20 protein-coding genes and 1 pseudogene are annotated in these 24139 nt (G+C 46.0%); 7 read left to right on the forward strand and 14 right to left on the reverse strand.

What is annotated here, in order from left to right:
- From cpdA to nudF, 3 genes are all read right to left on the reverse strand, one after another.
- Positions 1-807 (reverse strand): 3',5'-cyclic-AMP phosphodiesterase, encoded by an 807-nt coding sequence (gene cpdA / locus R7E38_RS10460; RefSeq protein ID WP_005387419.1) that lies wholly within the window; start codon positions 805-807, stop codon positions 1-3.
- A gap of 61 nt (positions 808-868) precedes the next feature.
- The gene (locus tag R7E38_RS10465; protein ID WP_017633603.1) at positions 869-1312 is read right to left on the reverse strand and encodes a DUF1249 family protein; all 444 of its coding nucleotides are present in this window, start codon (positions 1310-1312) and stop codon (positions 869-871) included.
- Positions 1312-1962 carry an ADP-ribose diphosphatase gene (gene nudF / locus R7E38_RS10470; protein ID WP_025768397.1) on the reverse strand — a complete coding sequence of 217 codons (651 nt, stop codon included), beginning with the start codon at positions 1960-1962 and terminating at the stop codon, positions 1312-1314. Before nudF ends, R7E38_RS10465 begins: the two co-directional genes overlap by 1 nt.
- A gap of 229 nt (positions 1963-2191) precedes the next feature.
- Here nudF and tolC point away from each other — a divergent pair, with 229 nt between their 5' ends.
- Entirely contained in the window at positions 2192-3520 is a 1329-nt protein-coding gene (gene tolC, locus R7E38_RS10475) for an outer membrane channel protein TolC (protein WP_226083802.1), read from the forward strand.
- 178 nt (positions 3521-3698) lie between these two features.
- Here the strand turns inward: tolC and hldE are convergent, their stop codons facing one another.
- From hldE to R7E38_RS10490, 3 genes are all read right to left on the reverse strand, one after another.
- Positions 3699-5129, reverse strand: a complete 1431-nt coding sequence (hldE, locus tag R7E38_RS10480) for a bifunctional D-glycero-beta-D-manno-heptose-7-phosphate kinase/D-glycero-beta-D-manno-heptose 1-phosphate adenylyltransferase HldE (RefSeq protein ID WP_017633601.1) — start codon at positions 5127-5129, stop codon at positions 3699-3701.
- A gap of 67 nt (positions 5130-5196) precedes the next feature.
- Positions 5197-8040: a bifunctional [glutamate--ammonia ligase]-adenylyl-L-tyrosine phosphorylase/[glutamate--ammonia-ligase] adenylyltransferase gene (gene glnE, locus R7E38_RS10485; RefSeq protein ID WP_064368976.1), complete on the reverse strand. Its 2844-nt coding sequence runs from the start codon at positions 8038-8040 to the stop codon at positions 5197-5199.
- A 113-nt stretch (positions 8041-8153) separates the two neighbouring features.
- Entirely contained in the window at positions 8154-9410 is a 1257-nt protein-coding gene (locus R7E38_RS10490; protein WP_005379890.1) for a methyl-accepting chemotaxis protein, read from the reverse strand.
- Between the two features lie 105 nt (positions 9411-9515).
- Here R7E38_RS10490 and R7E38_RS10495 point away from each other — a divergent pair, with 105 nt between their 5' ends.
- Positions 9516-10289, forward strand: a complete 774-nt coding sequence (locus R7E38_RS10495; RefSeq protein WP_025768395.1) for a potassium channel family protein — start codon at positions 9516-9518, stop codon at positions 10287-10289.
- Positions 10290-10330: 41 nt separating this feature from the next.
- Here the strand turns inward: R7E38_RS10495 and R7E38_RS10500 are convergent, their stop codons facing one another.
- The gene (locus R7E38_RS10500) at positions 10331-11863 is read right to left on the reverse strand and encodes an inorganic triphosphatase (protein WP_158159554.1); all 1533 of its coding nucleotides are present in this window, start codon (positions 11861-11863) and stop codon (positions 10331-10333) included.
- Positions 11864-12075: 212 nt separating this feature from the next.
- On the opposite strand from R7E38_RS10500, the gene R7E38_RS10505 reads away from it, so the two are divergent.
- The 3 genes from R7E38_RS10505 (at position 12076) to R7E38_RS10515 (ending at position 14937) form a co-directional block, all read left to right on the forward strand.
- Positions 12076-12756 carry a TIGR00153 family protein gene (locus R7E38_RS10505; RefSeq protein WP_005379896.1) on the forward strand — a complete coding sequence of 227 codons (681 nt, stop codon included), beginning with the start codon at positions 12076-12078 and terminating at the stop codon, positions 12754-12756.
- Between the two features lie 131 nt (positions 12757-12887).
- Entirely contained in the window at positions 12888-14147 is a 1260-nt protein-coding gene (locus R7E38_RS10510; protein WP_005379898.1) for an inorganic phosphate transporter, read from the forward strand.
- Between the two features lie 178 nt (positions 14148-14325).
- Positions 14326-14937: a TIGR04211 family SH3 domain-containing protein gene (locus R7E38_RS10515; protein ID WP_005379900.1), complete on the forward strand. Its 612-nt coding sequence runs from the start codon at positions 14326-14328 to the stop codon at positions 14935-14937.
- An 88-nt stretch (positions 14938-15025) separates the two neighbouring features.
- Here R7E38_RS10515 and ggt read toward each other — a convergent pair.
- From ggt to R7E38_RS10530, 3 genes and pseudogenes are all read right to left on the reverse strand, one after another.
- Positions 15026-16756, reverse strand: a pseudogene (gene ggt, locus R7E38_RS10520) (gamma-glutamyltransferase).
- 273 nt (positions 16757-17029) lie between these two features.
- Complete coding sequence (locus R7E38_RS10525) at positions 17030-17716, reverse strand: general secretion pathway protein GspB (protein ID WP_005379904.1); 687 nt, start codon at positions 17714-17716, stop codon at positions 17030-17032.
- The gene (locus R7E38_RS10530) at positions 17716-19332 is read right to left on the reverse strand and encodes an ExeA family protein (protein WP_025768392.1); all 1617 of its coding nucleotides are present in this window, start codon (positions 19330-19332) and stop codon (positions 17716-17718) included. The genes R7E38_RS10525 and R7E38_RS10530 overlap by 1 nt, the downstream gene beginning before the upstream one ends.
- Positions 19333-19469: 137 nt before the next feature.
- Between R7E38_RS10530 and R7E38_RS10535 the strand changes: the two genes are divergently transcribed.
- The gene (locus R7E38_RS10535) at positions 19470-20690 is read left to right on the forward strand and encodes a multifunctional CCA addition/repair protein (protein WP_005379907.1); all 1221 of its coding nucleotides are present in this window, start codon (positions 19470-19472) and stop codon (positions 20688-20690) included.
- A 52-nt stretch (positions 20691-20742) separates the two neighbouring features.
- On the opposite strand, the gene R7E38_RS10540 is transcribed toward R7E38_RS10535, so the two are convergent.
- The 3 genes from R7E38_RS10540 to folB are packed head-to-tail and all read right to left on the reverse strand — an operon-like array spanning position 20743 to position 22399.
- Positions 20743-21546, reverse strand: a complete 804-nt coding sequence (locus R7E38_RS10540; RefSeq protein WP_017820255.1) for an undecaprenyl-diphosphate phosphatase — start codon at positions 21544-21546, stop codon at positions 20743-20745.
- 14 nt (positions 21547-21560) lie between these two features.
- Positions 21561-22043, reverse strand: a complete 483-nt coding sequence (gene folK, locus R7E38_RS10545) for a 2-amino-4-hydroxy-6-hydroxymethyldihydropteridine diphosphokinase (protein WP_025768391.1) — start codon at positions 22041-22043, stop codon at positions 21561-21563.
- The gene (gene folB, locus R7E38_RS10550; protein ID WP_025768390.1) at positions 22040-22399 is read right to left on the reverse strand and encodes a bifunctional dihydroneopterin aldolase/7,8-dihydroneopterin epimerase; all 360 of its coding nucleotides are present in this window, start codon (positions 22397-22399) and stop codon (positions 22040-22042) included. Before folB ends, folK begins: the two co-directional genes overlap by 4 nt.
- A 250-nt stretch (positions 22400-22649) precedes the next feature.
- On the opposite strand from folB, the gene plsY reads away from it, so the two are divergent.
- A complete protein-coding gene (gene plsY, locus R7E38_RS10555) occupies positions 22650-23261 on the forward strand; it encodes a glycerol-3-phosphate 1-O-acyltransferase PlsY (RefSeq protein WP_005379857.1) in 612 nt (203 codons plus the stop codon).
- Between the two features lie 34 nt (positions 23262-23295).
- On the opposite strand, the gene R7E38_RS10560 is transcribed toward plsY, so the two are convergent.
- Positions 23296-24111 (reverse strand): alpha/beta fold hydrolase, encoded by an 816-nt coding sequence (locus R7E38_RS10560; protein ID WP_017635973.1) that lies wholly within the window; start codon positions 24109-24111, stop codon positions 23296-23298.
- Positions 24112-24139 lie beyond the last annotated feature (28 nt).

The following is a 24139-nucleotide window of genomic DNA, read 5'->3' on the forward strand; positions in this document are numbered from 1 at the left end:
TTAGTAGCCGTTAGAAGAGAAGTCTGGTTGGAACTGGCCATCAGGAAGCCGACCTACTTGGGTCGTAATATCGCCACAAGCGTGTAGTTGCAGCTCCCGCCAACCAGGCGAAGTGGTATCAAGGGCAAAATCATCCGAGTTAGGCTTAAACTGAACACAAGTTGAGGGTGTTGCCATCACTCGAATACCCTTGTGAAGCACATTCATATCTTGATGAACATGGCCACAGAGAATGCCTTTCACGTTATCAAAACGCTCGACAACCTGCCAAAACGCTTCGGCATCTTTTAAAGTATGTTGATCAAGCCACGCGCTTCCCACCAGTAACGGGTGATGATGCAACAAAACAAGTGTGTGTCTTTCTGGGTGTTCGGCTAGCTTTTCTTCGAGTAGCGTTAATTGCTGATCACTCAAGCGCCCATGAGGAACGCCAACCACTTGCGAGTCTAAAAGAATTAACTGCCAATGCTCGCCAAGCAATACATGCTCTGCGGCTTTGATTTGTGGCGAAGGCAAAACACTGCCCATATTAGGCTTGTAATCATGATTACCAGGTAGCCAAAAACAGTCTTTCTCTAGCGGTTCAATGCCGTTGGCAAAGCGCTGATAAGATTCTGCACTATGGTCTTGGGAAATATCCCCCGTCGCCAAGATGTAATCAAACGCCACGTTGCGGCGTAAAACATCAGCAACAACAGCATTGAAGCTATCGACTGTTTTTACGCTTAGCAAACTTCCCTCATCGGCAGCAAACAGATGAGTATCCGTAATTTGTAAAAGTTTGATGCTGTCACTAGATGATTGCAAAATGAAAACCTGATTCGTCCACTATATCGTTATTTGTTATTTTCCTTTAGTGACGTGACGATCAATTGAAGGCAAGTGGTGTTCTACTGATACCACTTCGTAAACAAAACGTCAGCCATTCACCGAGGAATGTGTTTAATTGATGCTTTTCATCTTTCTGCATCAGTTGGTCATTGGGATAATCATACTTAGCTTTTATGCGAGAGAACTCTCCGCTTGAGCATACTTCGGCTACTCTCGCATCATGATAAAGCCTGACAGACATCGTCGGTAAAGGAAACACTGGCGTTTCATCACTCTGACATATCTCAACAACTGTGGTGTATTTTGTGATTTCATTCACGGTCAATTGGTAAACCATGTTCGCCGCTTGGTAGCAACGTACATCCCCAACTTCGGCAGAAGCAGGCAATAAGGCGTTCAACTTAGCGTAGTTGGTCTCATACGTTCTCATAAGACCAGCTAAATCAACATGATATTGTTGTTTTTCAGCCAATTGTGCCATTACTCACTCTCCACCGTTTGGGATTGTCCCCATTCTGACTTTAACTCTTGATGGTGTAATTGCAGCCATTGCAACGCAATAATCGACGCACCATTTTCAAATTTCCCGTCCTTCACCCATTGATACGCCGTTTCACGACTCATGACATGAACTCGGATATCTTCATTCTCATAGTCTAAACCATGAATGCCGTGCGCTTTAGACGCATCCACTTCACCAACAAAGACGTCTAGCTTTTCCGAGCAACCACCAGCCGAAGGATAATAAGAAGTGACAGGTATAACGCGCCCCACCTGAATCCCCGCTTCTTCGACAGCCTCTCGACGAATTACGGCTTCAGCTGATTCATCGCGGTCAATCATACCGGCGACAATTTCTAGCTGCCAAGGGTGTTCATGTTCCAACGCGCCAATACGAATCTGTTCAATGATTACGACCTGGTCCGTCTTTGGATCATAAGGAAGCATCGCTGCTGCGTGACCACGCTCGAACATTTCTCGTTCGACAACTCCACTCCAACCACCAGCAAATAGCCTATGCTGAAAGCGGTATTTCACCATTTTGAAAAAACCTTCAAATAAGGTTTCTTTCGAGATGACTTTTACATCTCGCGAAGTAAAATCTTGTTGTTGTTTGTCACGCTGTTGCATTCAACACCTCTCTGAGTGAATCCTGTAGTTTACTCATTGTTATTCGCTTGCTCAAAGGACTTGGCTCAACTTTTTGTATAATAGTTACAAATTAATTTAAGTCTTTGCTAAAAAATTATTGCACAAGTGGATAATTACGTGTAAAAAAGTGCAAACTTTAGAGTAAATATCGTGCAAATTGAGTTAAACTACTGAGAATTAACCAATCTATGGACCGCGGGAATAGAAAATGAAAAAATTGCTTCCACTATTTATCAGTGCAGCGCTAGGTAGCATGAGTACGTCTGCGTTCGCAGACTCTTTGGCTGAAATCTACGACTTGGCAAAACAAAATGATCCACAATTGCTCAGTGTAGCAGCACAACGTGACCAAGCTTTCGAAGCAATCACCTCAAGCCGTAGTGCTCTATTACCACAGATCAACCTTACTGCGGGTTACAATTTAACTCGTGGTGATACTGAATACGATTCAAATCTAATTAGTGACGTATCAAACGATGGCAACGCGCTAACCGCTGGCGTTAGCTTTTCACAAGCACTTTACAACCGCGCATCTTGGATCTCTCTAGATACTGCTGAGAAAAGTGCTCGCCAAGCAGACGCAACTTACGCAGCGACGCAACAGGCACTGATTCTTCGCGTGTCACAAGCGTATTTTGAAGTTCTACGCGCACAAGATAATCTTGTTTTCGTACGTGCAGAAAAAGCCGCGGTTGGCCGTCAACTTGAGCAAACTAAACAGCGTTTTGAAGTAGGTTTGTCTGCAATCACTGACGTGCATGACGCACAAGCTCAGTACGACCAAGTGCTAGCGGACGAAGTGTTGGCAGAAAACGCGCTAACTAATAGCTACGAGTCACTGCGTGAAATTACAGGCCAAGAGCACAAAGATCTCAACATTTTGGACACTGGCCGCTTCACTGCTAGCCCATCGACCGTACCAGCTGAATCGCTCATTGATGAAGCAAAAACCAAAAACCTGACCTTGCTATCATCACGTATTCTTCAAGACATTGCGCGTGACAATATTTCACTAGCAAGCTCTGGCCACCTACCAACGCTCTCTCTAGACGGTGGTTACAACTACGGTGATACTTCTCATAGCTCTCGTGACAACACGACAGACAACTTCAATATTGGTGTGAACCTTGCTGTACCGCTATACACAGGTGGTAACGTAACCTCTCAAACCAAACAAGCTGAATACGCGTACGTGGTAGCAAGCGAAGATCTTGAAGCACAGTACCGTAGCGTAGTAAAAGATGTTCGCGCACAAAACAACAACATTAACGCCTCTATCGGCGCATTACGTGCGTATGAGCAAGCGGTTATTTCTGCACGCTCTGCACTAGAAGCAACAGAAGCTGGCTTTGATGTAGGTACTCGTACTATCGTTGATGTACTGGACGCGACTCGTCGTCTATACGATGCGAACAAAAACCTATCGAACGCTCGTTACGACTACATTTTAAGTGTTCTTCAGCTACGCCAAGCAGTTGGTACGCTAAGCGAACAAGACATCTTAGACGTTGATGCAGGTTTGAAAGCGGCAAAATAACCGCGAATTGAATACTTCAGGTCTTAATAAATAAAAAACGCCAGTTGAGTTATCAGCTGGCGTTTTTTATTACTTGTAGTTCAGAGCCTAAAAGTGCCTCTGAACTAAAAGTATCAAAAAGGCCGCACTTAGCGACCTTTATGAGCAAATAGCATTTCAATGCTAACAAACAGCAGGCTTAGCCCTTACCGCCTTTGATTGCATTAATGATTTCACTGGTCGAGCAGCCATCTTCAAAGTTCAATACACGAACTTCACCACCCGCCGCAATGACTTCTTTACCACCAGCAATCTCTTCTGGTTTGTAGTCACCGCCTTTTACTAGCAAGCTTGGTAGAACTTCTGAGATCAAACGCTGCGGCGTATCTTCACTAAATGGTACAACCCAATCCACAGCGCCCAAACCTGCCAACACCGCCATGCGGCGATCGGTTGGGTTTACCGGACGACCAGGGCCTTTAAGGCGTTTTACTGACTCATCGGTATTTACCGCAACGATTAGGCGATCGCCCAGTTCAGCAGCATGGTTTAAGTAAGACACATGCCCAGCGTGCAGAATATCAAAGCAGCCATTTGTCATAACGACTTTCTCGCCACGAGCACGTGCTTTTTTCACCGCTTCGATCAATGCTTTTTCTGAAATCACACCGTAATCCGTGTCTTGGCTGCCATGTACCGCTTCTGCTAATTCAATCTCAGAAAGCGTTGACGTGCCTAGTTTACCAACCACAACACCTGCCGCTGCGTTCGCTAAAGCGCACGCTTCTTCAAATGATTTGCCTGCGGCAACAGACGCTGCCAATACAGAGATAACCGTGTCGCCCGCACCTGTCACGTCGTACACTTCTTTCGCTTGAGTTGGAAGGTGGAACGGTTCCTGGCCACGACGAATCAAGGTCATTCCGTTTTCGCTGCGTGTCACTAAAAGCGCTTCAAATTCAAACTCTTCAACCAAAGCCAGTGCTTTCTCTACTAGCTCTTGGTCAGATTTCACTTTACCTACAACGTCTTCGAACTCTTTCATGTTTGGCGTAAGAAGTGTTGCGCCACGGTAGCGTTCAAAATCCGCACCTTTCGGGTCAATGAAAACCGGAATATTTGCTGCGCGCGCTTTTTGAATGTATGCCTGAACATGCTCTAACGAACCTTTTGCGTAATCAGACATAATCACGGCTTTAACGTTTGGCAGTGCGGCATCCATTCGAGATAACACTGGCGCAGAATCTGTGTTTTCAAACTTGTCTTCGAAGTCGAGACGAATAAGCTGTTGTCCACGGCTCATTACACGAAGCTTCGTAATCGTTGGGTAATCAGGCAGTGCAACGAAATCGCACTTCACATTGAGTGAGCTCAGCGTCTCCGTCAGCACTTTTGCAGGCTCATCTTCCCCAGTTAGACCAACAATGTGAGCATGGCCACCTAGTGATGCGATGTTCATCGCAACGTTCGCAGCACCACCAGGACGCTCTTCATTGTTTTCTACTTTTACAACAGGAACCGGCGCTTCAGGAGAAATGCGCCCGGTTGGGCCATACCAGTAACGATCTAGCATGACATCACCGATGATGAGCACACCAGCGCTGTTGTAATCAGGTAGAATTGGTTTCATTGTTGGTCTCCAAAAATTAAATCGAAGTGAGTTTATCACAGCCCTTATCGAGGCTAAATATATGGTCTTAACTGAACCACTGATTCCAAGCCTGTTTTACCCACTCCCTTTCGGCAACAAACTTATCTTCCACCACATCAGCGTCTAAATTAAGTAGATTTCGGCGGTGTATTTCGTTTCGCATTGTCGTGTAAGCACGTATCAACTGCATTGCTTGGTCTTCGTCCATAACATCTTGCGCAATGAGCGTTTCAAAGATGCGCACATTATCACACCAACGCGTCAATTTCGGCTTATCGTGACTATAGTTGAGCACTAGGTACTGAGCGAGAAATTCGATATCGGTAATCCCACCTACATCTTGCTTGAGCATAAAGCGACCTGGCTTTTTCCCCCCAAGATGACCGCGCATTTTTTCTCTCATTTCGACAACGTCTTTTTTCAGTTCAGCTTGATCGCGTGCTTTGCACAACACATCATGCCGCGTATTGTGAAATGCAATTGCCAGTGGTTCATCACCATAAATCATGCGCGCGCGGACAAGTGCTTGATGTTCCCATGTCCACGCGTCTTGATGTTGGTAGTCGTCGAACGCGTCTGTTGGGCTAACCAACAAACCCGATGCACCGGACGGACGCAATCGGGTATCGACCTCGTATAAAATACCGGAAGCGGTGCGAGTGGAGAAAATATGAATGATACGCTGTGCTAAACGAAGGTAGAACTGACGACCATCAATCTCTTTCTTGCCGTCAGTGTAGACATTGACGGGGCAGTCATGCATGAAGACAATATCCAAATCGGAGTTATAGCCGAGCTCCCACCCTCCGACTTTACCATAGCCAATTACAGCAAAGCCTTTACCTTCACGATCTTTCACATGCGTTGGCTCGCCGTACTTTTCAGACACTTGCAACCAAGCCTGACTGATCACCGCATCAACGATAGCTTCCGCTAAATAAGTTAAATGGTCACTCACTTTCATCACTGGCAATGCGCCAGCAATATCTGCCGCTGCAATACGCAAAATACAAATTTGCTTAAACTGACGCAACGCTTCCATTTGCTGTTCCATATCATCTTCAGGAATACGCGCCAAATAATCACGTAGCTCTGTACGGTAACTGTCTAATGGAATGGGATTGTACAGCTGCGCAGGGTCGATCAACTCATCAAGCAAGATAGGATAACGAGACAGCTGCTCTGAAATCATTGGGCTTGCGGTACACAAACGTACGAGCTGCACCAGAGCCGCTGGATGCTCATCCAATAATTCCAAGTAAGTCGTGCGAGTGCAGATGTTGTGTAGCAAGTGAAGTACACGAGATAAACCAAACTGTGCATCAGGATGGGCAAAGACCGCATCAAACACTTTCGGCATCAAACGATTGAGCACTTCGCGTCCACGTGGGCCTAACGTTTTTTTGGCCAGATCGGTTTTAAAGTTGATGATGGTTTTCGCGCATGAAGCAAAGTCTTCAATCTGAATATCCTGCTGCAAGATATGCTCAAGAACGTCTTGTTTGTCGGCCATATCCCATAGCTCATGAAAATGACGAGCAACGGTAGTCCCCTCGTCTTCTTCATCATCACCAATTAGTGATTCAAAAACTTGGTGAACATTTGCCATATGCTGCTGGGTTTGCTCAATCAATTGCTCCCAACAGCTCATTTTCATCGCGGTGGCGAGCTTTAAGCGTTCGGTTTCGCAATCAGGCAGCGTCTGGGTTTGCTTATCCGCCATTGCTTGCAACAAGTTTTCTAATTGACGCAAGTACTTGTATGCGGCTTCTAGATCGCTGACTTCTTGTGGAGTAAGCAATGCCAGTTCTTCAATGCCTTGCAGCGTTTCCAACAGCCCTCGATTACGTAAAGAAGGTTCTCGACCACCTCGAATCAATTGAAAAACTTGAGCGATAAATTCAATTTCTCGAATGCCACCCGCACCTAGCTTAATGTTGTTATTCAACCCTCGGCGGCGAACCTCGCTACTGATCATCGACTTCATTCGACGCAAAGATTGAATCGCACTGAAATCAATATAACGACGAAAAACAAAAGGGCGCAGCATTTGGCGTAGCTCTTGATACTGCGGGTACATCTCACATCCCATCACCCGAGCTTTGATCATCGCGTAACGTTCCCAATCTCGCCCCTGCTCTTGGTAATAATCTTCAAGTGCGGCATAGCTCATTACCAAGGGGCCACTTTCTCCAAATGGGCGAAGTCGCATGTCGACGCGGTAGCAAAAACCATCGAAGGTTTGTTGGTCGAGCGCTTTGATGATGCGTTGACCAAGACGAGTAAAGAACTGGGCATTGGCAATGCTGCGGCGTGCGCCTTGGGTTTCGCCATTCTCTGGATACGTGAAAATTAGATCAATATCGGAAGAAAAGTTTAGCTCGCCACCACCCAGTTTCCCCATGCCGATAATTAACATCGGCTGCACTTCACCGTCCTCACTTGTTGGCGTGCCCCACTCCTGACAACACACTTGATATTGCCATTGATAGGTTTCAAAAATCATCGCTTCTGCCAACTCAGATAAGTGGCTTAAAGACGTCTCTAGAGACCATGCATGCGTGAAATCCTTCCACGCAATGTACACCATTTCTCGATTGCGAAACTGACGCAATACGCGATGACCAGACATCTCATCAGGACATTGTTCCAACAGTTCAGCAAGGCGTGAGCGGTAAGACTCCTGACGACTTGGCTGCGCTAACATACTTGGCAACTCACGGGCTAGGACTTCATCGCGATGAATGGCTTCAGTTATAAACTGGCTTAAGCCCGCCACATAACGAAATTGCTGCGCAACCTCATCGGGCCAAAGGGGAAAATAACCTGCGTCTTGGGCGTTTTGTACGGCAGATTCAGCGATAGAAATCAGTGGCGAAGGCAGCTGCATTTTTCTTCCTTGTTTGAAAAGCACGGTAACTCATTCTTTATACCAGACTGAAAGCAAATAAAAACGCCCACAAAAGGTTTGTGGGCGTTTTATCAAAAGTTCGGGATCGAATATTAAACTTGGAAAGATTTGATCTTCTTGTCTAGCTCACCTGCATTATTTTGCATCATTTCAGAGGTTTCTAGCAGCTCGGTAACAACAACAACTGAGGCTTCAACCAACTCACGTACATTGGTGAGGTTTTGGCTCATCTCTTCTGCAACACTGCTTTGCTGACCAGACGCCGTCGCGATCTGGAAGTTCATGTCATTGATTTGCGTCACTTGCCCAACAATACCATCGAGCTCAGATCCAGCATTAGAAACCAGCTCGTTTCCATCTGCCGCTTCTACAACGCTTTTTTCCATGAGTTCTACCGCAGATTCAGCACTGGTTTGCAGCTGTGCGATCATCTCTTGAATTTCTACCGTCGCTTGTTGTGTACGTTGGGCAAGGTTACGAACTTCATCTGCAACCACAGCAAAACCCCGCCCAGCCTCGCCAGCTCGCGCCGCTTCAATCGCCGCATTCAGTGCAAGCAGGTTGGTTTGTTCAGAAATGCCTTGAATCGTCCCTACAACGCTACCAATGGCTTCAACACGTTCTTCAACTTGGTTAACCGCTTGTGCCGATGAAGCGATATCCGACGAAAGTTCACTCATTTTCGCCATTGTACTTTGCAAGAACTGCTGACCAGAAATTGCTTGTGCGGAAGCTTGCTCTGTCAGAGAAGAGGCCGTCTGGGCATGTTCCGCAACCGTTTGGACCGTCGACGACATTTCACTCATCGCCGTAGCAAGTTGATCAATTTCGTTAAACTCTTCTTGCGCCGATTCCTTCGTTTCCGACATGCTCAGTGTCATGACTTCGGTGAGCGTTGATAATTCATCAGACGCATTAATTTGCATTTGAATCACATCGTGCAATTGTCGACGTGTCTTTTCTAATTCACGTGCCACGTCTCCGTATTCATCTTTACAATCCATACCAAATGGAACAGAGAGGTTCTTGCTCGCCATCAGTTTGATCGCGTCGCTCAGATACTGTGTTTGACGCAACATCACTCTAGCCGCCGCTAATAAGAGCACGACAAAAACCACAATCAATAAGGCGGTTTGCCAAGCAACTTGCGTTAAATATGCTTCATAATGCTGTTGGGCAACTTGCGCGTTTTGTGTCGCCGCTAAAAGTGAGTCGTAAAAAGTGTTTGCGTCCCACAGTTGTTTTGCCACGATCAGGACAGTACTGAAGACCATCAACATGACCATTTTAGGCACCAGTCGAATGTCGGATATGACCCTTTCCCATGGCTTAAATGCCAGCTTTTCCATTGTCAGTTCTCCACCGAGTCTTATATAGTCTTTATCTATAATCTTTATATTACTTATAGTTATGTTCGCGCTTTGCGTGGTTACGCGATTTATTTTGAGCTTCGTATGAAAAACAATGATATCAAAGACAGCACACGACCGATGGGCCTGTTGTCACTAATATTGTCTTTTATGGCACTATTTGTGATCTCTGGCTTGTTGTTTTTCCCGATCGATCACGAAACCCGTCAAGTTCTTATCGGTCTGGATTTCATAATCTGTAGTATTTTTCTACTACAGCTCACCATTGATTTGATCCGGTCCACAGATCGCTGGTTATTCCTTAAACGTCATTGGATAGATTTCGTGGCGAGTATCCCATTGATAGAGCCCCTGCGCTTTGCTCGTATTTTTCATATTATGCGAGTGGTATTAGTACTGCGTTCGTCAAAGTTCATTTTGCATCAGCTCAAAGAAAACCGCCGCGAAACTACGGTCGCCTCTATACTGCTATTGATGGTTATCCTCATAACGCTCGGTTCTAGTGCAATGCTGTTTATCGAAGCGAAAAACCCAGAAGCGAATATTCGCACTGGCGCCGATGCTTTGTGGTGGGTATTTGTAACGATCTCAACGGTTGGTTACGGCGATCATTATCCTGTGACCTCCATAGGAAAGTTTTTGGCTGTCATCATCATTGTTTGCGGGGTGGGTATCTTTGGTATGATCTCGGGTCTTATCACCTCTATCCTTACTGCCCCAACGAAACAACAGACACACAGTTCAATCAATAAAGAACGTATGCTCGAGCAGCTCCTAACCCAACAAGCGCAAATACTAGAACGACTCGATTTCATGGAAAAAGAGCTACAACAACGTAAAACAGAGACAAAAAAATAGGACCATGCGGTCCTATTTTTTTGTCGTTACCACCAGAACGATCATTCACGCCAATAAGGCTGTACTTCCATACTGATCGCTCGGGTTTGATCCATTGCATGCAAAATTGAGCGCTCTTGACGGTGCAACCAGCGTTCTAACTGCTCTTTTTCTGCGTCTTCCAGCATATCAACCAACGGGAGCAAGTGGTTCAGCATTAGCAGATCATCGATACCATGCACCAGATCCGCCCATGGTAAACGGAAGCTGTTACGCTCATCCGAGTTATACAAACTCGCGAAACCAATACCAGTATAGAGGTTACGCAATAAGCGATAACGCTGATCAACGTACTCTTGCGCCGTCAAATCGCGCTCTGCTGGGAAAGCTTCCATTAGCTCAGCCCAAGTGCGATCGAGCTGAGTAACTGAAAACGGCATGATGTTACTTGCCATTTTTTCACGTGCTTTTTCATCAAGAAATGGCTGCCAACCGCGCGCCAAGATCCAGCGGCTTAGATCCAGCAGTAACCCTGTGTAACGCGCGGAATTGAGCAACCCTAGCACTTCTTCACGGCTTGGCAACTCTTGTAACTGCTGAGTCAACTCAGATACTAAGAACTTACGCGCATCCAACTTGCGCAGCACATTGCCTTTGTCATCTAAAAGCTCTTCAAGGTGTGCATGCTCATCCAACCAACTCAGTTCTTCTTCCAACCATTTAAGCTCTTGGCGCAGAATCGCGCTCGCGCGACGAGGGACAATCCCGCCAAAAATAGTCAATGTTTGACGAATGAAACGAATGGCATTATTGATTTCACGCAGTGCTTCCACGCTGTCACGCTCAGCATAAATTTGCTCGTGATAATGCCAATGAGACAAAGCGTGCTCTAAAGAGTTGATCAAGCAAAATTCAACGGTATCCGTCGGACTACTGTCCACAAGTGCCAATGATTTTACTTCATCACCCGCATAACCACTTGCAAGTCGATAACCTTTCGCCGCTTTGCTCAAGTTACCCAAGCGCATACCGCCTTGCTCGCAAAAGCTGCGTGCCAGCGTGAATAAAGCTTCGGTTTGGCCTGACTTAAGTTCCAGTTCAACTTCGCAAATCGGCTCTTGCTTCTCTTCTTCGTCTTCACCTTTGGCTACAACTAAGCCTTGGTCAAAGGCAACTTCAATCTGACTGCCATCGGGCATGCCAATCAGCCATTGTTCACGTGTGAAGTTGGTCGAGAATAATGGCATAAGCTCGGATTGCAGCGTTTCTGCATCTTTACCTGGAGGCCAAATATCTAGAGGATGAAGCGACAGATTAGGCTCGTCGCTAGTGTGCTCAGCATTGTATTCTGGTCTTTGATGTAAGCCTGCGACGACGCGTCCTGCTGTCTTTACGGTTTGGACGAATACATCATCAAAACGGCGAATTCTTAAACCAATGTCGTGCTTTCGAAGCCATTTATCGGCAGTATCAAAATAGGTGTTACCCAAGTCACGACAACTATGCTGAAGTACTTTTGTCTCAGAAATTTTTTCTTTTAAAGTTTCTGAAAATTCAGGAGAAACAAAAAACTTCAGTTCTATTTCGGTTTCCATAGCTATACCTTTCAAAGCAGATAGAAACAGGATATTGCGTAATTTCTCACACGGCAAGAGAGAAATATCGCCGGAATGATGATCTAAAACAGTTTTAATGAGCGATTTAATGCGTTACCATGCGCGCCTTTATAGCCATCGTTCAACATTTCGCCAAGCACTCAGAAATGGTGTATGTTTTTTTAAGGTTATAGTTATTAGGTTGAATGACCATGCCAGTAAATACAATTATGGGGTTATTTGCAAAGTCCCCAATTAAGCCTTTGCAACGCCACGTTGTGTGTGTCAACGAATGTTGTTCACACTTGGTGAAATTCTTTGAAGTATCTTCAAAGGGTGATTGGGAAAAAGCAGCAGAAATCCGTGCACAAATTTCTCACCTAGAGAAAGAAGCGGATGTGCTGAAACGTGAAATCCGTCTAAAACTGCCTCGCGGTTTGTTCATGCCAGTCGACCGTACTGACATGCTTGAGCTTTTGACTCAACAGGACAAACTTGCAAACCTGGCAAAAGACATTGCTGGCCGTGTATATGGTCGTCAACTTGTCATCCCTGAGGCTCTCCAACCAAACTTCCTCGCTTACGTTCAACGTTGTCTTGATGCTGCCGATCAGGCGCAAAAGGTAATCAATGAACTTGATGAATTGCTAGAAACCGGCTTCAAAGGCCGTGAAGTGACGCTCGTCGCTGAAATGATTCATCAATTAGACGTTATCGAAGATGATACCGATGCCATGCAGATTGAACTTCGCCAACAGTTGATGGTGATTGAAGCTGACATGAACCCTATCGATGTCATGTTCCTATACAAGATTCTTGAATGGGTAGGTGGTATTGCCGACCAAGCGCAGCGCGTAGGTGCTCGTTTGGAAGTCATGCTATCTCGATCTTAAAACATAAAGTTAACGACATAACGAAGAGCATAATTAACACGTGTCATAGGGACGATGACTATTTTCATCGTCTTATGGTTTGGCGCGCGTAAAATTTTGTTCCGCTTGTTATAAAACAACTAGGTATTACGATGGATATCCTTGCGAACTACGGCACTGTCCTGATTATTGTTGCAGCGATTTTTGGTTTCATGATGGCGATTGGTATTGGCGCGAACGACGTTGCTAATGCGATGGGTACATCTGTAGGTTCAAAAGCGCTAACTGTAAAACAAGCTATCATCATTGCGATGATCTTCGAATTTGCAGGTGCTTACCTTGCAGGCGGTGAAGTAACCGACACTATCCGTAAAGGTGTAATCGAAACTTCTTTATTTGCTAGTCAACCAGATGTTCTTGTCTACGGCATGATGTCTGCGCTTTTAGCAGCAGGTACATGGCTGCTTCTTGCTTCTTACATGGGCTGGCCAGTATCAACGACTCACTCAATCATCGGTGCAATCATTGGTTTTGCATGCGTATCAGTAGGTACTGAAGCGGTTGACTGGGGCAGCGTTCAAGGCATTGTTGGTAGCTGGATTATTACGCCAGTGATTTCAGGTTTCTTTGCTTACGTTATCTTTGTCAGCGCACAGCGCCTGATTTTTGATACTGAGAACCCTCTGTTTAACGCGAAACGTTTTGTACCTGTTTACATGTTCATCACAACAATGGTGATTGCACTTGTAACCATCAAAAAAGGTCTAAAACACGTTGGTCTTCACCTGACCAATGGTGAAGCCTGGATGTGGGCAGCAGCAGTTTCAGCACTTGTGATGATTGGCGGCTACGTATACATCCAGAAAAAATTCGCTAATCGCGAAGAAGACCGCAGCTTTTCTGGCGTGGAAGGTATCTTCAGCGTTCTGATGGTTATCACCGCTTGTGCGATGGCATTTGCACACGGTTCAAACGACGTTGCAAACGCCATTGGTCCACTGTCTGCTGTCGTATCGACTGTTGAACACATGGGCGAAATCAGCACGAAAAGCACCATCGCTTGGTGGATTCTACCTCTTGGTGGTATTGGTATCGTGGTCGGTCTTGCAACACTAGGTCACAAAGTAATGGCAACCGTTGGTACAGGCATCACTGAGCTAACGCCTAGCCGCGGTTTTGCAGCACAGCTAGCAACAGCATGTACGGTAGTTCTAGCGTCTGGTACAGGCCTGCCAATTTCAACCACTCAAACATTGGTTGGTGCGGTTCTCGGTGTTGGCTTTGCTCGTGGTATCGCAGCACTGAACCTAGGCGTAGTTCGTAACATCGTGGCATCATGGATCGTTACACTACCAGCGGGTGCGTTATTGGCCGTAGTATTCTTCTACGGACTTCAAGCGATGTTCGCTTAAGACACTCGTCAATAGAATGTAAGCGCTTTGTCATTATTGACTCAAACGCACAGAAAGGGAGGCTTTGCCTCCCTTCTTTGTTGCACCGAAGTTTGAAACTGCATACTATTCGTCTATTTCCGGCTCCAATCATTCGGTGCCAACGCTGTCTCCAAGAAAAATCGTTAAGGGATTTACTGTGAAAAAACTAATCATCACGGTTTTGTTTACTTTGCTAGCAGCGCCAGCGGCCCTAGCAGCAGACCGTTATATTTCTGATGACCTCTTCACTTTTATGCACTCAGGTCCAAATAACACCTACCGTATTATTGGTAGTGTTAACGCCGGTTCTAAAGTACAACTGATTAAAACCAACCGAGATACTGGCTACACGCAAGTTCGTGATGACCGTGGTCGCACTGGTTGGGTACAAAGCAAGTTTGTGACAAACCAAGAGAGCATGGCAATTCGCCTTCCTCGCATTGAGAAAGAGCTAGCCGAAGTAAAAGAGCAGCTTGCTAATGCTCGTCAAACTTCTGATGCAGAGAAAGCAGGTCTTGTTACCTCTCTCGAAACACGTAACCAACAAATTTCAGATCTAGAAAATAAATACTCTGAGATCAGTGATCAGCTTACTTCTGTTGAAACAGAAAACCGCGAGCTACGCGCAAAGCTGGATACACAAAAAGATGACATGCTGCTTAAGTACTTCACTTATGGCGGCGGTGTTGCAGGTTTAGGTTTACTATTTGGTTTGATTCTTCCGCATGTCATGCCTCGTAGAAAGCGCTCTCCTGCGGGTTGGGCATAAACCCTTACGCTTTTATCTTTAAAAAGAACGCAAAAGCCAGTCGATATTGACTGGCTTTTTAGTTTGCTTCGTTTGATAGAAGTGAGTACTACTCCCCCATTGAACTAGAGGCTCGACGACGATCCGTTGCGCCATAAAGCTTGCCATCTTTTAGCTCAATTGCATTCAAACCGCTTACCACTGGAATAACGTGCACTGGGTAGCCAAGCTCCATAAACTCAGGCACCAACATTTCTGCGAACGTTTTCTTTTCCACCAGCAAACCAGTCGGGTCATAAGACTTGGTGCGGTCTATCTTAGTGCCATACTGGATGTTTGGTAAGTCAATAGCCTCTTGCGCTGATAAATTCCAATCCAGCACCCCAACCACGGTTTTGAGTACATACCCCGGGATTTGTGAACTACCTGGTGACCCAACCACCAAACGCAAGTTATCATCACTGTCCATCACCATTAATGGCGTAATAGCCGAACGTGGACGCTTGCCCGCTTCAATTGAGTTTTGCGTAGGCTTGCCGTTAACCGTTGGCTGAGGTGAGAAGTTAGCCATCTGCGCATTCAAGATAACGCCATCGACCATCACACCCGAGCCCATACCCGTTCCTACCGTGCTGGTCATCGCAATTGCATTTCCATCTCTATCGACGATAGAAATATGCCCTGTATCTTTGCTCTCGAAGCCTTGATATTGCGCATACTGAGTTTGCGTTATCTGTCCTGCTTTTGGATCCTCTTTTAAAGTGCCATTATCAGGGATTAAATCACGTCTCTGATCTAGATAGGCTTTAGACAACAACTGTTCAACTGGCGTTTCCACATAATCCGGATCTCCGGCATACGCAATACGATCGGCTTTTGCAATTCGCATCGCTTCAGTCATGAGACGCCAAGGTTCCACATCCGTTTTCGCCATATGGGCAATGTCATAGGGTGCGAGCAGTTCAAGACTCTGAGCGACCATCACACCGCCCGAAGCTGGGTAACCAAAAGAGACGATTTTATTCCCACGGTAGTCGCTCTCAATGATGTCACGCTGCTTCACTTGGTAATGTTTAAAATCTTCTAAAGACAACTTCTCGTGTTGGTCATCAATACGACTATTAACCGTCTCTACGATGTGCTGACCAAGCTCACCACCATAAAGGTAACGATCGCCTTGTTGCGCGATCTTCCTCAGCGTCTCAGCCATCTTAGGGTTCTTCATCAAGGTTCCCGTCGGCTTAATATCGTCCCCTTGCCAATACAAGGCTTTCACTTCCGGATCTTGCTAAAGTCGGCTTTGCTCTCTTACTACGATGTCGTAGGTGTAGCTGTTCATCGCGTACCCATTGCTCGCCAATGTAATCGCCGGCTTAATCAGCTCTGCCCATGGCAACTTGCCATATTGTTCATGAGTGGTGTAAAGCAACCGCAATGTGCCCGGAACCGCAACAGAACGAGGGCCTAATATTTCGTTGCGACTGAGTACTTCCCCATTCTCAACAAACATTTCAGGGTTCGCGCTAGAGGGCGCTTCATCTCGACCATCAAGGGCCAGAAATTTTTTCTCGTCATGTTGATAAAACAGCGCGAAAGTCCCGCCGCCAATTCCGGTCATATCTGGCTCAACGACAGACATCACCATCTGCATCGCGACCATAGCATCAACAGCATTACCGCCTTCTTTCAATATTGAGTAACCGGTACTGCTCACGTAAGGATTCGTCGCACTGACCATGAAATCTTGCCCGCGACTATCTGGTGTAACTGGGAATGGGTCTGGCTTTGCTGCATAGCTTGTCGATGCAACAATGCTTAAAGAAAAAATCAGAATACGCATGTGTCTCTGTTTAGACTCCTATTATGTGATGGGGTCTAACGTGGACCAAGTCATTACTCCGAAGTTCGTGAAGATGGTGTCTTTTTACACAACGCTGACTGGAATCGCGCTATCAATAGATGAATGATATTGGTGCTATTTAAACGACTGAGGAAAGCTATATTTTGCTTGTTTGAGTATCTAGAAATCATCACCAGAATAGATGCAAAAGATGCTCTGAAAAATAAAAAGCCAGCGATATGATTTCGCTGGCTTGATGTGTTTCTACAAGAGTTACCCTTTCCACTCATACAACGCTGGTATACGAATTTGCTCACCTTGGAACTCAACAATCACAGCTTGCGGTTGTATTTCTCTTAGAGTGACCTGATCATCAACGACATCCCCCTGATGATACTCAACATTGTTAATTTTCACCCAACGGCGATTTTCATCACTAGCGTACATATGGGTTTGCAAATTAAGCGCAGGTAGACGCCCTTGCCACTGGTGAGCGTTGCGCTCTAAATCGTTCACGCGTGCCGTTTGTGATGACGAATTGTCATCATCTCGGGATAAGGCATTTTCGACCTTCCTAGCTAAATCTGGAGATAATGAGGATAAATCCAGATCATCCAAAGACAACCCGAGGTCCTCTTCAGCAGCAGAAGTCGTTTGGGTTGATGCTGAGTCGCGTGTTTCATCTCTGCTTGGTGTATGGCTCGTGTATTCATCGGGGGTGGTAAATGTACCAAAATCACGCGATAGCTCTGCACTTGGCCACTCTCTTGGCAATTGGGCCAACTGGGTGTTCTCTGGATAGTCTAATACTTTGAAAGGTGATACCACTTCGACCTTTTCTATCGGGGACGTTGTATCTACTTCAACACTCGGTGCAAAGAGATCTAAGTACCAAGCGACTCCGATAGCAGAAGCAGTGATTGGCAGCAAGAAGAGACCTATATGTTTCACAGCTGACATTATGCGTCCTCCTTCTCTATTCTCGCCAGTTGAGGCGCATCTGGCTGAACATTTTGCTGAAGTCGGTCTAGCGTTCGCTTACCTGCAATACCATCGACACCAATTCCTTGCCAACGTTGAAATAACTCGACTCGCTCTTTCATCGCACCATCAAAAATAGACGTTTCAAGCAGTGGCTCACTCACCGCTTCTGCTAATAATCGGTCTAATACTTCAATCGCAGGGCCTTCCATGTCTAAACGTAATGTTTCATTCAGCGGAGCATGCCGCAGTTCGATAATATTGCCCTGCCACAACGGCTTTAGCCACGAAACTGGCAGACGCAGACGCTGCTTGCCATTGAGCACTTCAGCTTGGTCATTACCGACGGCATATAGAATGACATACCCAACATCACCTTGATAATTCAACTCCAAGATCACAGGGCGATTTTGTTGCATCAACAGCGGCCAAGTCGCCATTTTACGCTCACAACGCATAGTCGACTGCGGTTCTGACAAACAAAGATTATCGCGAACCGATGCTTGATACCCCCACAAACGATACAAATCATTTACAGCGAGGTTCGACTGTTTTTGTGTTAACAATAAATCACGCTGCTCATCCGTTAACTGTTGGCTTACGACGGTTGGTGTTGGCTCTACTCTTGGCTCCGTCACTTGTGTCAACACTGACGTCGCTTGAGCTGGCATATAATTCACGACCGCCCACCCCGTACTTAATGCAGCAATAAGGCCTACCGTGACAGAGCCCCAAGCAGGCCAACGGAAAGTCCGGCGCTCTTTTTTATCTTGCTGATAAATATCTGCCTGAAACTGCATCACCTCTTCACAGGCCTGCTGAACGGTTTGCTTATCCACCACCACATTACCCTGGTGATAACTAATGTTGAGGGATTTGTCACAGATAAGGTTGATGAGCCGCGGTATACCGTGACTGTATTTGGCTATAAGTTTACAAGAAGCACGATTAAACAGTTGCTGGTCGCCACCTGCTGTATGTAGTCGAAATGCGATGTAATCTTCTGTCTCTTTTTCATCCAACGGCAACAGGTGATAACGCCCGGTAATACGCTGGGCAAGTTGGCGTAGTTGTGTTGTTTGTAATAACCGCTGCAATTCAGGCTGCCCGACCAACAACACTTTGAGCAATTTTCTGGTATCGGTTTCCAAGTTGGTCAACAAGCGCAACTGCTCTAGAACGTCGGCAGCAAGGTGTTGAGCCTCATCAATGACCAGCAATGTCTGCCAGCCTGAACGATAATTACGCAGCAAATATTGATGGATAACCTGGTTTAGCTGTTTGAGGTTTGCATCTGGCGGATAGGTGATTTTGAACTCATCGCAAATGGCTTCGAGCAAGTCTCTACTCGAAAACGTGGGATTGAGAATAAGACCCGCTTTGGTGTTATCACCCAAATTCGCCAGCATCGCTTTTGCGACGGTCGTTTTGCCTGTACCTACTTCGCCAGTAAGCATAGCAAAGCCACCGCCATCGCCTAGCCCAGCTTGGAGATGTGTGATTGCCTCTTTGTGACGTTGGCTTAAATACAAATAACGTGAGTTTGGAACAATCGAAAATGGTTGTTCGACAAACCCAAAAAAGTCCTTATACATTAGGCTCTCCAGCTAAAAAACCACCTGGGAATAGTCAGACATGGTATAAACGCTCTTCTTCTATTCTTAGGAGTAAAGAAAAGTACCATTGCTTGCTACAATGTCCAACGGCATATCCATAAATTAAGAGGTAATTCGTGCAAGTTTATTTAGTAGGTGGCGCAGTTCGAGATAAATTGCTCGGAATTGATAGTTATGACAACGACTGGGTGGTCGTAGGCGCGACGCCCGAGATGATGCTGTCCCAAGGATACACCGCCGTTGGTAAAGACTTTCCTGTATTTCTGCATCCCAAAAGTAAAGAAGAATATGCCCTTGCACGAACAGAGAGAAAGTCAGGTTCTGGTTACACTGGTTTTGAATGTTTCTTCGATCAAAACGTCACCTTAGAAGAAGATTTGATACGTCGTGATTTAACCATTAACGCGATGGCAATGGAGAGTGATGGCACGATCCATGACCCATATGGTGGCCAGCAAGATCTCAACGATAAACTGCTACGCCATGTATCAGACGCCTTTATTGAAGACCCTCTACGCGTTTTACGTGTCGCTCGCTTCGCAGCGAAGCTTGCTGATCTAAACTTTACGGTTGCCGACGAAACCATGCGGTTAATGCGTCACATGGCAGAGTCCGGAGAGCTGAGCACACTGACTCCCGAGCGTGTTTGGCAAGAATGGCATAAATCTCTCTCTACTCCTCGCCCTGATATTTTCTTATCGGTTCTACGAGACTGTGGTGCATTAACCGTGGTGTTACCTGAAATTGATGCACTATTTGGCGTACCTCAACCTGAGAAGTGGCATCCAGAAATCGATACTGGCATCCATACTTTGATGGTGGCAGAGCAAGCCGCAAAATTGAGTAACTCACTCCCCGTCAGGTTTGCCGCCCAAGTGCATGACTTGGGTAAGGGCGTGACGCCAGAGAGCGAATGGCCAAGCCACAAAATGCATTGCCATACAGGATTAAAACTGATCAAAAAGCTGTGCGAACGTGTCCGGGTACCAAATGAGTTTCGTGATTTAGCCTTGATGGTGTGCGAACAGCACTCCAATATTCATCGCGCGGCTGAACTTAAACCACAAACCATAATTAAAATACTCAATAAACTTGATGTGTGGCGTAAGTCCGAACGTCTACAGGATATCTTGCTTTGCTGCCAAGCGGATCACGCTGGTCGTAAAGGACTGGAAACGCAACCATATCCACAGGCGGATATTTTTAGGCAAGCCTACCAAGCAGCAGCGGCAGTTGACGTTCAAGCCATTATCAAAGAGGGCTTTAAAGGCCCTGCGATTCGTGACGAGCAAGAAAAACGACGTATTGAAGCAGTGAAAGCAGCACTTAAGAAGTAACGAACAAACAAAAACGCCCGCGGATTTCGCGGGCGTTTTTCGTTAACATCAATTATGCACTTAATAGAAAAGCGAACAAACCGACGCCCAAAATGAGACGGTAAATCACAAACGGTGTCATGCCCATGCGTGAAATCATCTTCAAGAAGAAGTGGATACAGATGTACGCACTGATAAACGATGTGATAATGCCAGTCATTAAGAAACCAACATGGACAGGTTCACCACTGGTCACTAACTTCATGCCTAAGTAGCTACCAGCTAATGTAATGATTGGGATCGACATTAAAAATGAAAAGCGCGCAGCCGCTTCTCGAGTAAAGCCAAGGTAAAGCGCTGCTGTTATGGTCGCCCCTGAACGTGAAGTTCCAGGAATCATCGCTAAGGCTTGAGCAATACCGATAAATACAGCTTTCTTCCAACCCGTTTGGTATTCATCGGCAACGAGTTTAGCGTTTTTGTCTACCCACCATAGCAACAGGCCAAATACGATCGTAGTAGTCGCGATAACGTAAGCGCTACGTAGATACACTTCAATGATGTCTTTCATCAATAAGCCGAACACACAAGCTGGAATCGTCGCAATCACGATCATCCAAGCCAATTTAGCTTCTTTACTGCGATCTCCTTTAAAGATCGAAGCAAATAACGCTTGAAACAAAGTGATTACTTCATGACGAAAATAGATCACGACAGCCATTAATGTACCGACGTGAACAGCAACATCAAAGGCCAGACCTTGATCTTCCCATCCTAAAATAGCGGAAGGCAGGATCAAATGGGCAGAGCTTGAGATAGGCAAAAACTCTGTCAGCCCCTGAATCAGAGCCAAAATAAAGGCTTCAAAATAACTCATGTAAACAACTCAAATTAAAAATGAAAGGAAACGGGTTTGAGCGAATCGACTGGCTGCATAGCATGCCAAATGTCTGCGACTGTGCGTCCATCGCCTGGGATCACTAATTGCGGTTCGAGATCATACAACGGCTTTGTGACAAAAGGATATTTGTAGATATCACTGCGAGGTAGCTCAGGTTTTTTCTTGGAGACGCGCTCACCGAACAACACTATATCGAGATCCAGTGTTCGATCCTGATACTTTTGCGCGTTTTCTTCGCGTCCCCACTTAAATTCAATCTCGCGTAGTTGATGGCTCAACTCTTCTAATGACAACTCGGTACGCATTGCAACGACAAAGTTGTAGAAATTATTGCTACTAAAACCAATAGGTTCGCATTCATATATCGGTGATACGAGGAGATTTTTTCCAAGCCGTTGCAGCTCCTGATACGCAGCAAGCACATGTTGCTCTCTTTCTACGTTCGTCCCAACACCGATATAGGTGGTGATCATGCTCGGCCTCGCTCAATCACCACACCAACAGCACGTGCTTGTGGCACGGCGCCAGGCTTCGCTAGGCGGATTTTCACCCAAGGCACTGAGAAACGCAGCATGATAAGCTCTGCTACTTCTTCAGCCACGCGCTCGACCAGTAAGAAACGACCATTTTCAACGTGGTTAAGTACCGCCTCACTCACCTGCGAATAATCCAGTGCATCTTGCACATCATCACTTTTGCCCGCAGGCTTGTTATCGTGTGCCATTTCAATGTCCAGAACCAACTTTTGTTTGATTTGTTGTTCCCAGTCGTACACGCCAATGGTGGTGATTACTTCTAACTGTTCAATAAAAACTTTATCCAGAGCCATCTTATGTCCTTCTATTACAGAGGTCGGATACCCGTGAGGGGTAATTTGATCGTAGTATTCTATACCTAAGTAACATTTACTTTGGTCATCACAATGTTACTTAGGTATAAACTGCGAAAGCATCTTTATATACAAGAAATCACATAATGCAAGCTCTATCACAGTGAGGATTTCTGCATTATGTAAATTCGGGGTATGATAGCAACTACGCGGGAACCGAGCATTAAATTCCAATCCATCAAGGACTTCTATGGACGCACTGGCACTGATAATGACAATGGCCGCCTATTTATTAGGTTCGGTTTCCAGTGCGGTTTTGATCTGTCGACTCTTAAAACTGCCAGACCCACGCAGTGTGGGATCTAACAATCCTGGAGCAACGAACGTATTGCGTATTGGCGGACGAGGAGCCGCTGTTTCAGTCTTGTTGTGCGATATGCTCAAAGGCACTATCCCCGTGTGGGGCGGATACTTTCTTGGTATCGACCCTATCATTCTTGGCGTCATCGCCATTGCTGCCTGTCTTGGCCACATGTACCCCATCTTTTTCCACTTTAAAGGCGGAAAAGGTGTCGCAACCGCGCTTGGCGCTATCGCTCCGATTGGTTTGGACTTAACAGGATTGGTGATGTTAACTTGGCTGTCAGTAGCCGCGCTATTCCGCTATTCATCCTTAGCGGCTCTCGTCACGGTTTTGGTCACTCCGTTTTATACTTGGATGTTTAAACCGCAATACACGTTACCTGTTGCTATGCTGTGTTGCTTAATCGTATTTAAGCATCATCAAAATATTCGTCGGCTTTTGTCTGGCGACGAGCCAAAAATCGGCGAGAAGAAACTGACACAAAAAAACTCGGCTTAATGCCGAGTTTTTCGTTTAAAGAGGGATGCATTGGTTACGCATGAACTCGATTCAGGAAGTTCAACAACATTTGGTTGACGAACTCCGGCTGTTCTAAACAACTGATGTGTCCCGCTTGCGGAATTTCTACCAACTCACTGCCCGTGATACAGTCTTTCATTAAATACGATTCGAAAACCGGGCGAGGCTTATCTTCACAGCCCACCGCAATTAACGTCGGCAGAGCGAATTTTTCCGAATCTTCAATCACATCACGGCGACCAAACACCATGCGCCCTATGCGAGCGACTTCCACCGCACGCTCACCGTTCAGCTCTTCTAAACTGCGTTTGAATGAAGCGACAAGTTCAGGGTTATCCTGATTGACGTTGTTGGCAAAGAACAGCGGCACAACGGCTTCAATAATTGGCGCAGGCACAGCTTGGACTTGGCTGATGGTATCAAGCATTGCAAAATACTTCTTATACGTAACTTCTGGCTCCCAGCCAATGAAGGTATCCATCAATACCAGTGACTTAACACGTTGCGGCGCTTGAGCCGTTAGCTCTGCTCCCCACATGCCGCCAACAGATAAGCCCACTATCGAGAACTCTTCGATATCTAAATGATCCATCAATGCCAACATATGTTGTGCATAGTCGGCCAATGACTGTGTCGATGCAGGTGCAGCGTCCGATTCACCATGTGCCCAAAGATCTGGCACAATACAACGGAATGACTGGCTTAAAACCTCAACTTGCGGCGCCCACATTTGGCTATCCCAAAGGTAACTATGACCAAATAGAAGCACTGGGCCCTCACCTTTATCTAGATAAGCAAGTTGCTGACCTTCAATTTCAAACTTATTCATTGTTATATCCATTTCTTATTCTTCCACG

Source organism: Vibrio sp. Vb2131 (genome assembly GCF_033338535.1).
GTDB classification, from domain to species: domain Bacteria; phylum Pseudomonadota; class Gammaproteobacteria; order Enterobacterales; family Vibrionaceae; genus Vibrio; species Vibrio alginolyticus.

What these genes read in the sequence shown, in the direction of transcription:
- R7E38_RS10465 (WP_017633603.1), bottom strand. Translation starts at nt 1,312, where the DNA reads ATGGCACAATTGGCTGAAAAACAACAATATCATGTTGATTTAGCTGGT.
- nudF (WP_025768397.1), bottom strand. Translation starts at nt 1,962, where the DNA reads ATGCAACAGCGTGACAAACAACAACAAGATTTTACTTCGCGAGATGTA.
- tolC (WP_226083802.1), top strand. Translation starts at nt 2,192, where the DNA reads ATGAAAAAATTGCTTCCACTATTTATCAGTGCAGCGCTAGGTAGCATG.
- hldE (WP_017633601.1), bottom strand. Translation starts at nt 5,129, where the DNA reads ATGAAACCAATTCTACCTGATTACAACAGCGCTGGTGTGCTCATCATC.
- glnE (WP_064368976.1), bottom strand. Translation starts at nt 8,040, where the DNA reads ATGCAGCTGCCTTCGCCACTGATTTCTATCGCTGAATCTGCCGTACAA.
- R7E38_RS10490 (WP_005379890.1), bottom strand. Translation starts at nt 9,410, where the DNA reads ATGGAAAAGCTGGCATTTAAGCCATGGGAAAGGGTCATATCCGACATT.
- R7E38_RS10495 (WP_025768395.1), top strand. Translation starts at nt 9,516, where the DNA reads ATGAAAAACAATGATATCAAAGACAGCACACGACCGATGGGCCTGTTG.
- R7E38_RS10500 (WP_158159554.1), bottom strand. Translation starts at nt 11,863, where the DNA reads ATGGAAACCGAAATAGAACTGAAGTTTTTTGTTTCTCCTGAATTTTCA.
- R7E38_RS10505 (WP_005379896.1), top strand. Translation starts at nt 12,076, where the DNA reads ATGCCAGTAAATACAATTATGGGGTTATTTGCAAAGTCCCCAATTAAG.
- R7E38_RS10510 (WP_005379898.1), top strand. Translation starts at nt 12,888, where the DNA reads ATGGATATCCTTGCGAACTACGGCACTGTCCTGATTATTGTTGCAGCG.
- R7E38_RS10525 (WP_005379904.1), bottom strand. Translation starts at nt 17,716, where the DNA reads ATGTCAGCTGTGAAACATATAGGTCTCTTCTTGCTGCCAATCACTGCT.
- R7E38_RS10530 (WP_025768392.1), bottom strand. Translation starts at nt 19,332, where the DNA reads ATGTATAAGGACTTTTTTGGGTTTGTCGAACAACCATTTTCGATTGTT.
- R7E38_RS10540 (WP_017820255.1), bottom strand. Translation starts at nt 21,546, where the DNA reads ATGAGTTATTTTGAAGCCTTTATTTTGGCTCTGATTCAGGGGCTGACA.
- folK (WP_025768391.1), bottom strand. Translation starts at nt 22,043, where the DNA reads ATGATCACCACCTATATCGGTGTTGGGACGAACGTAGAAAGAGAGCAA.
- folB (WP_025768390.1), bottom strand. Translation starts at nt 22,399, where the DNA reads ATGGCTCTGGATAAAGTTTTTATTGAACAGTTAGAAGTAATCACCACC.
- plsY (WP_005379857.1), top strand. Translation starts at nt 22,650, where the DNA reads ATGGACGCACTGGCACTGATAATGACAATGGCCGCCTATTTATTAGGT.
- R7E38_RS10560 (WP_017635973.1), bottom strand. Translation starts at nt 24,111, where the DNA reads ATGAATAAGTTTGAAATTGAAGGTCAGCAACTTGCTTATCTAGATAAA.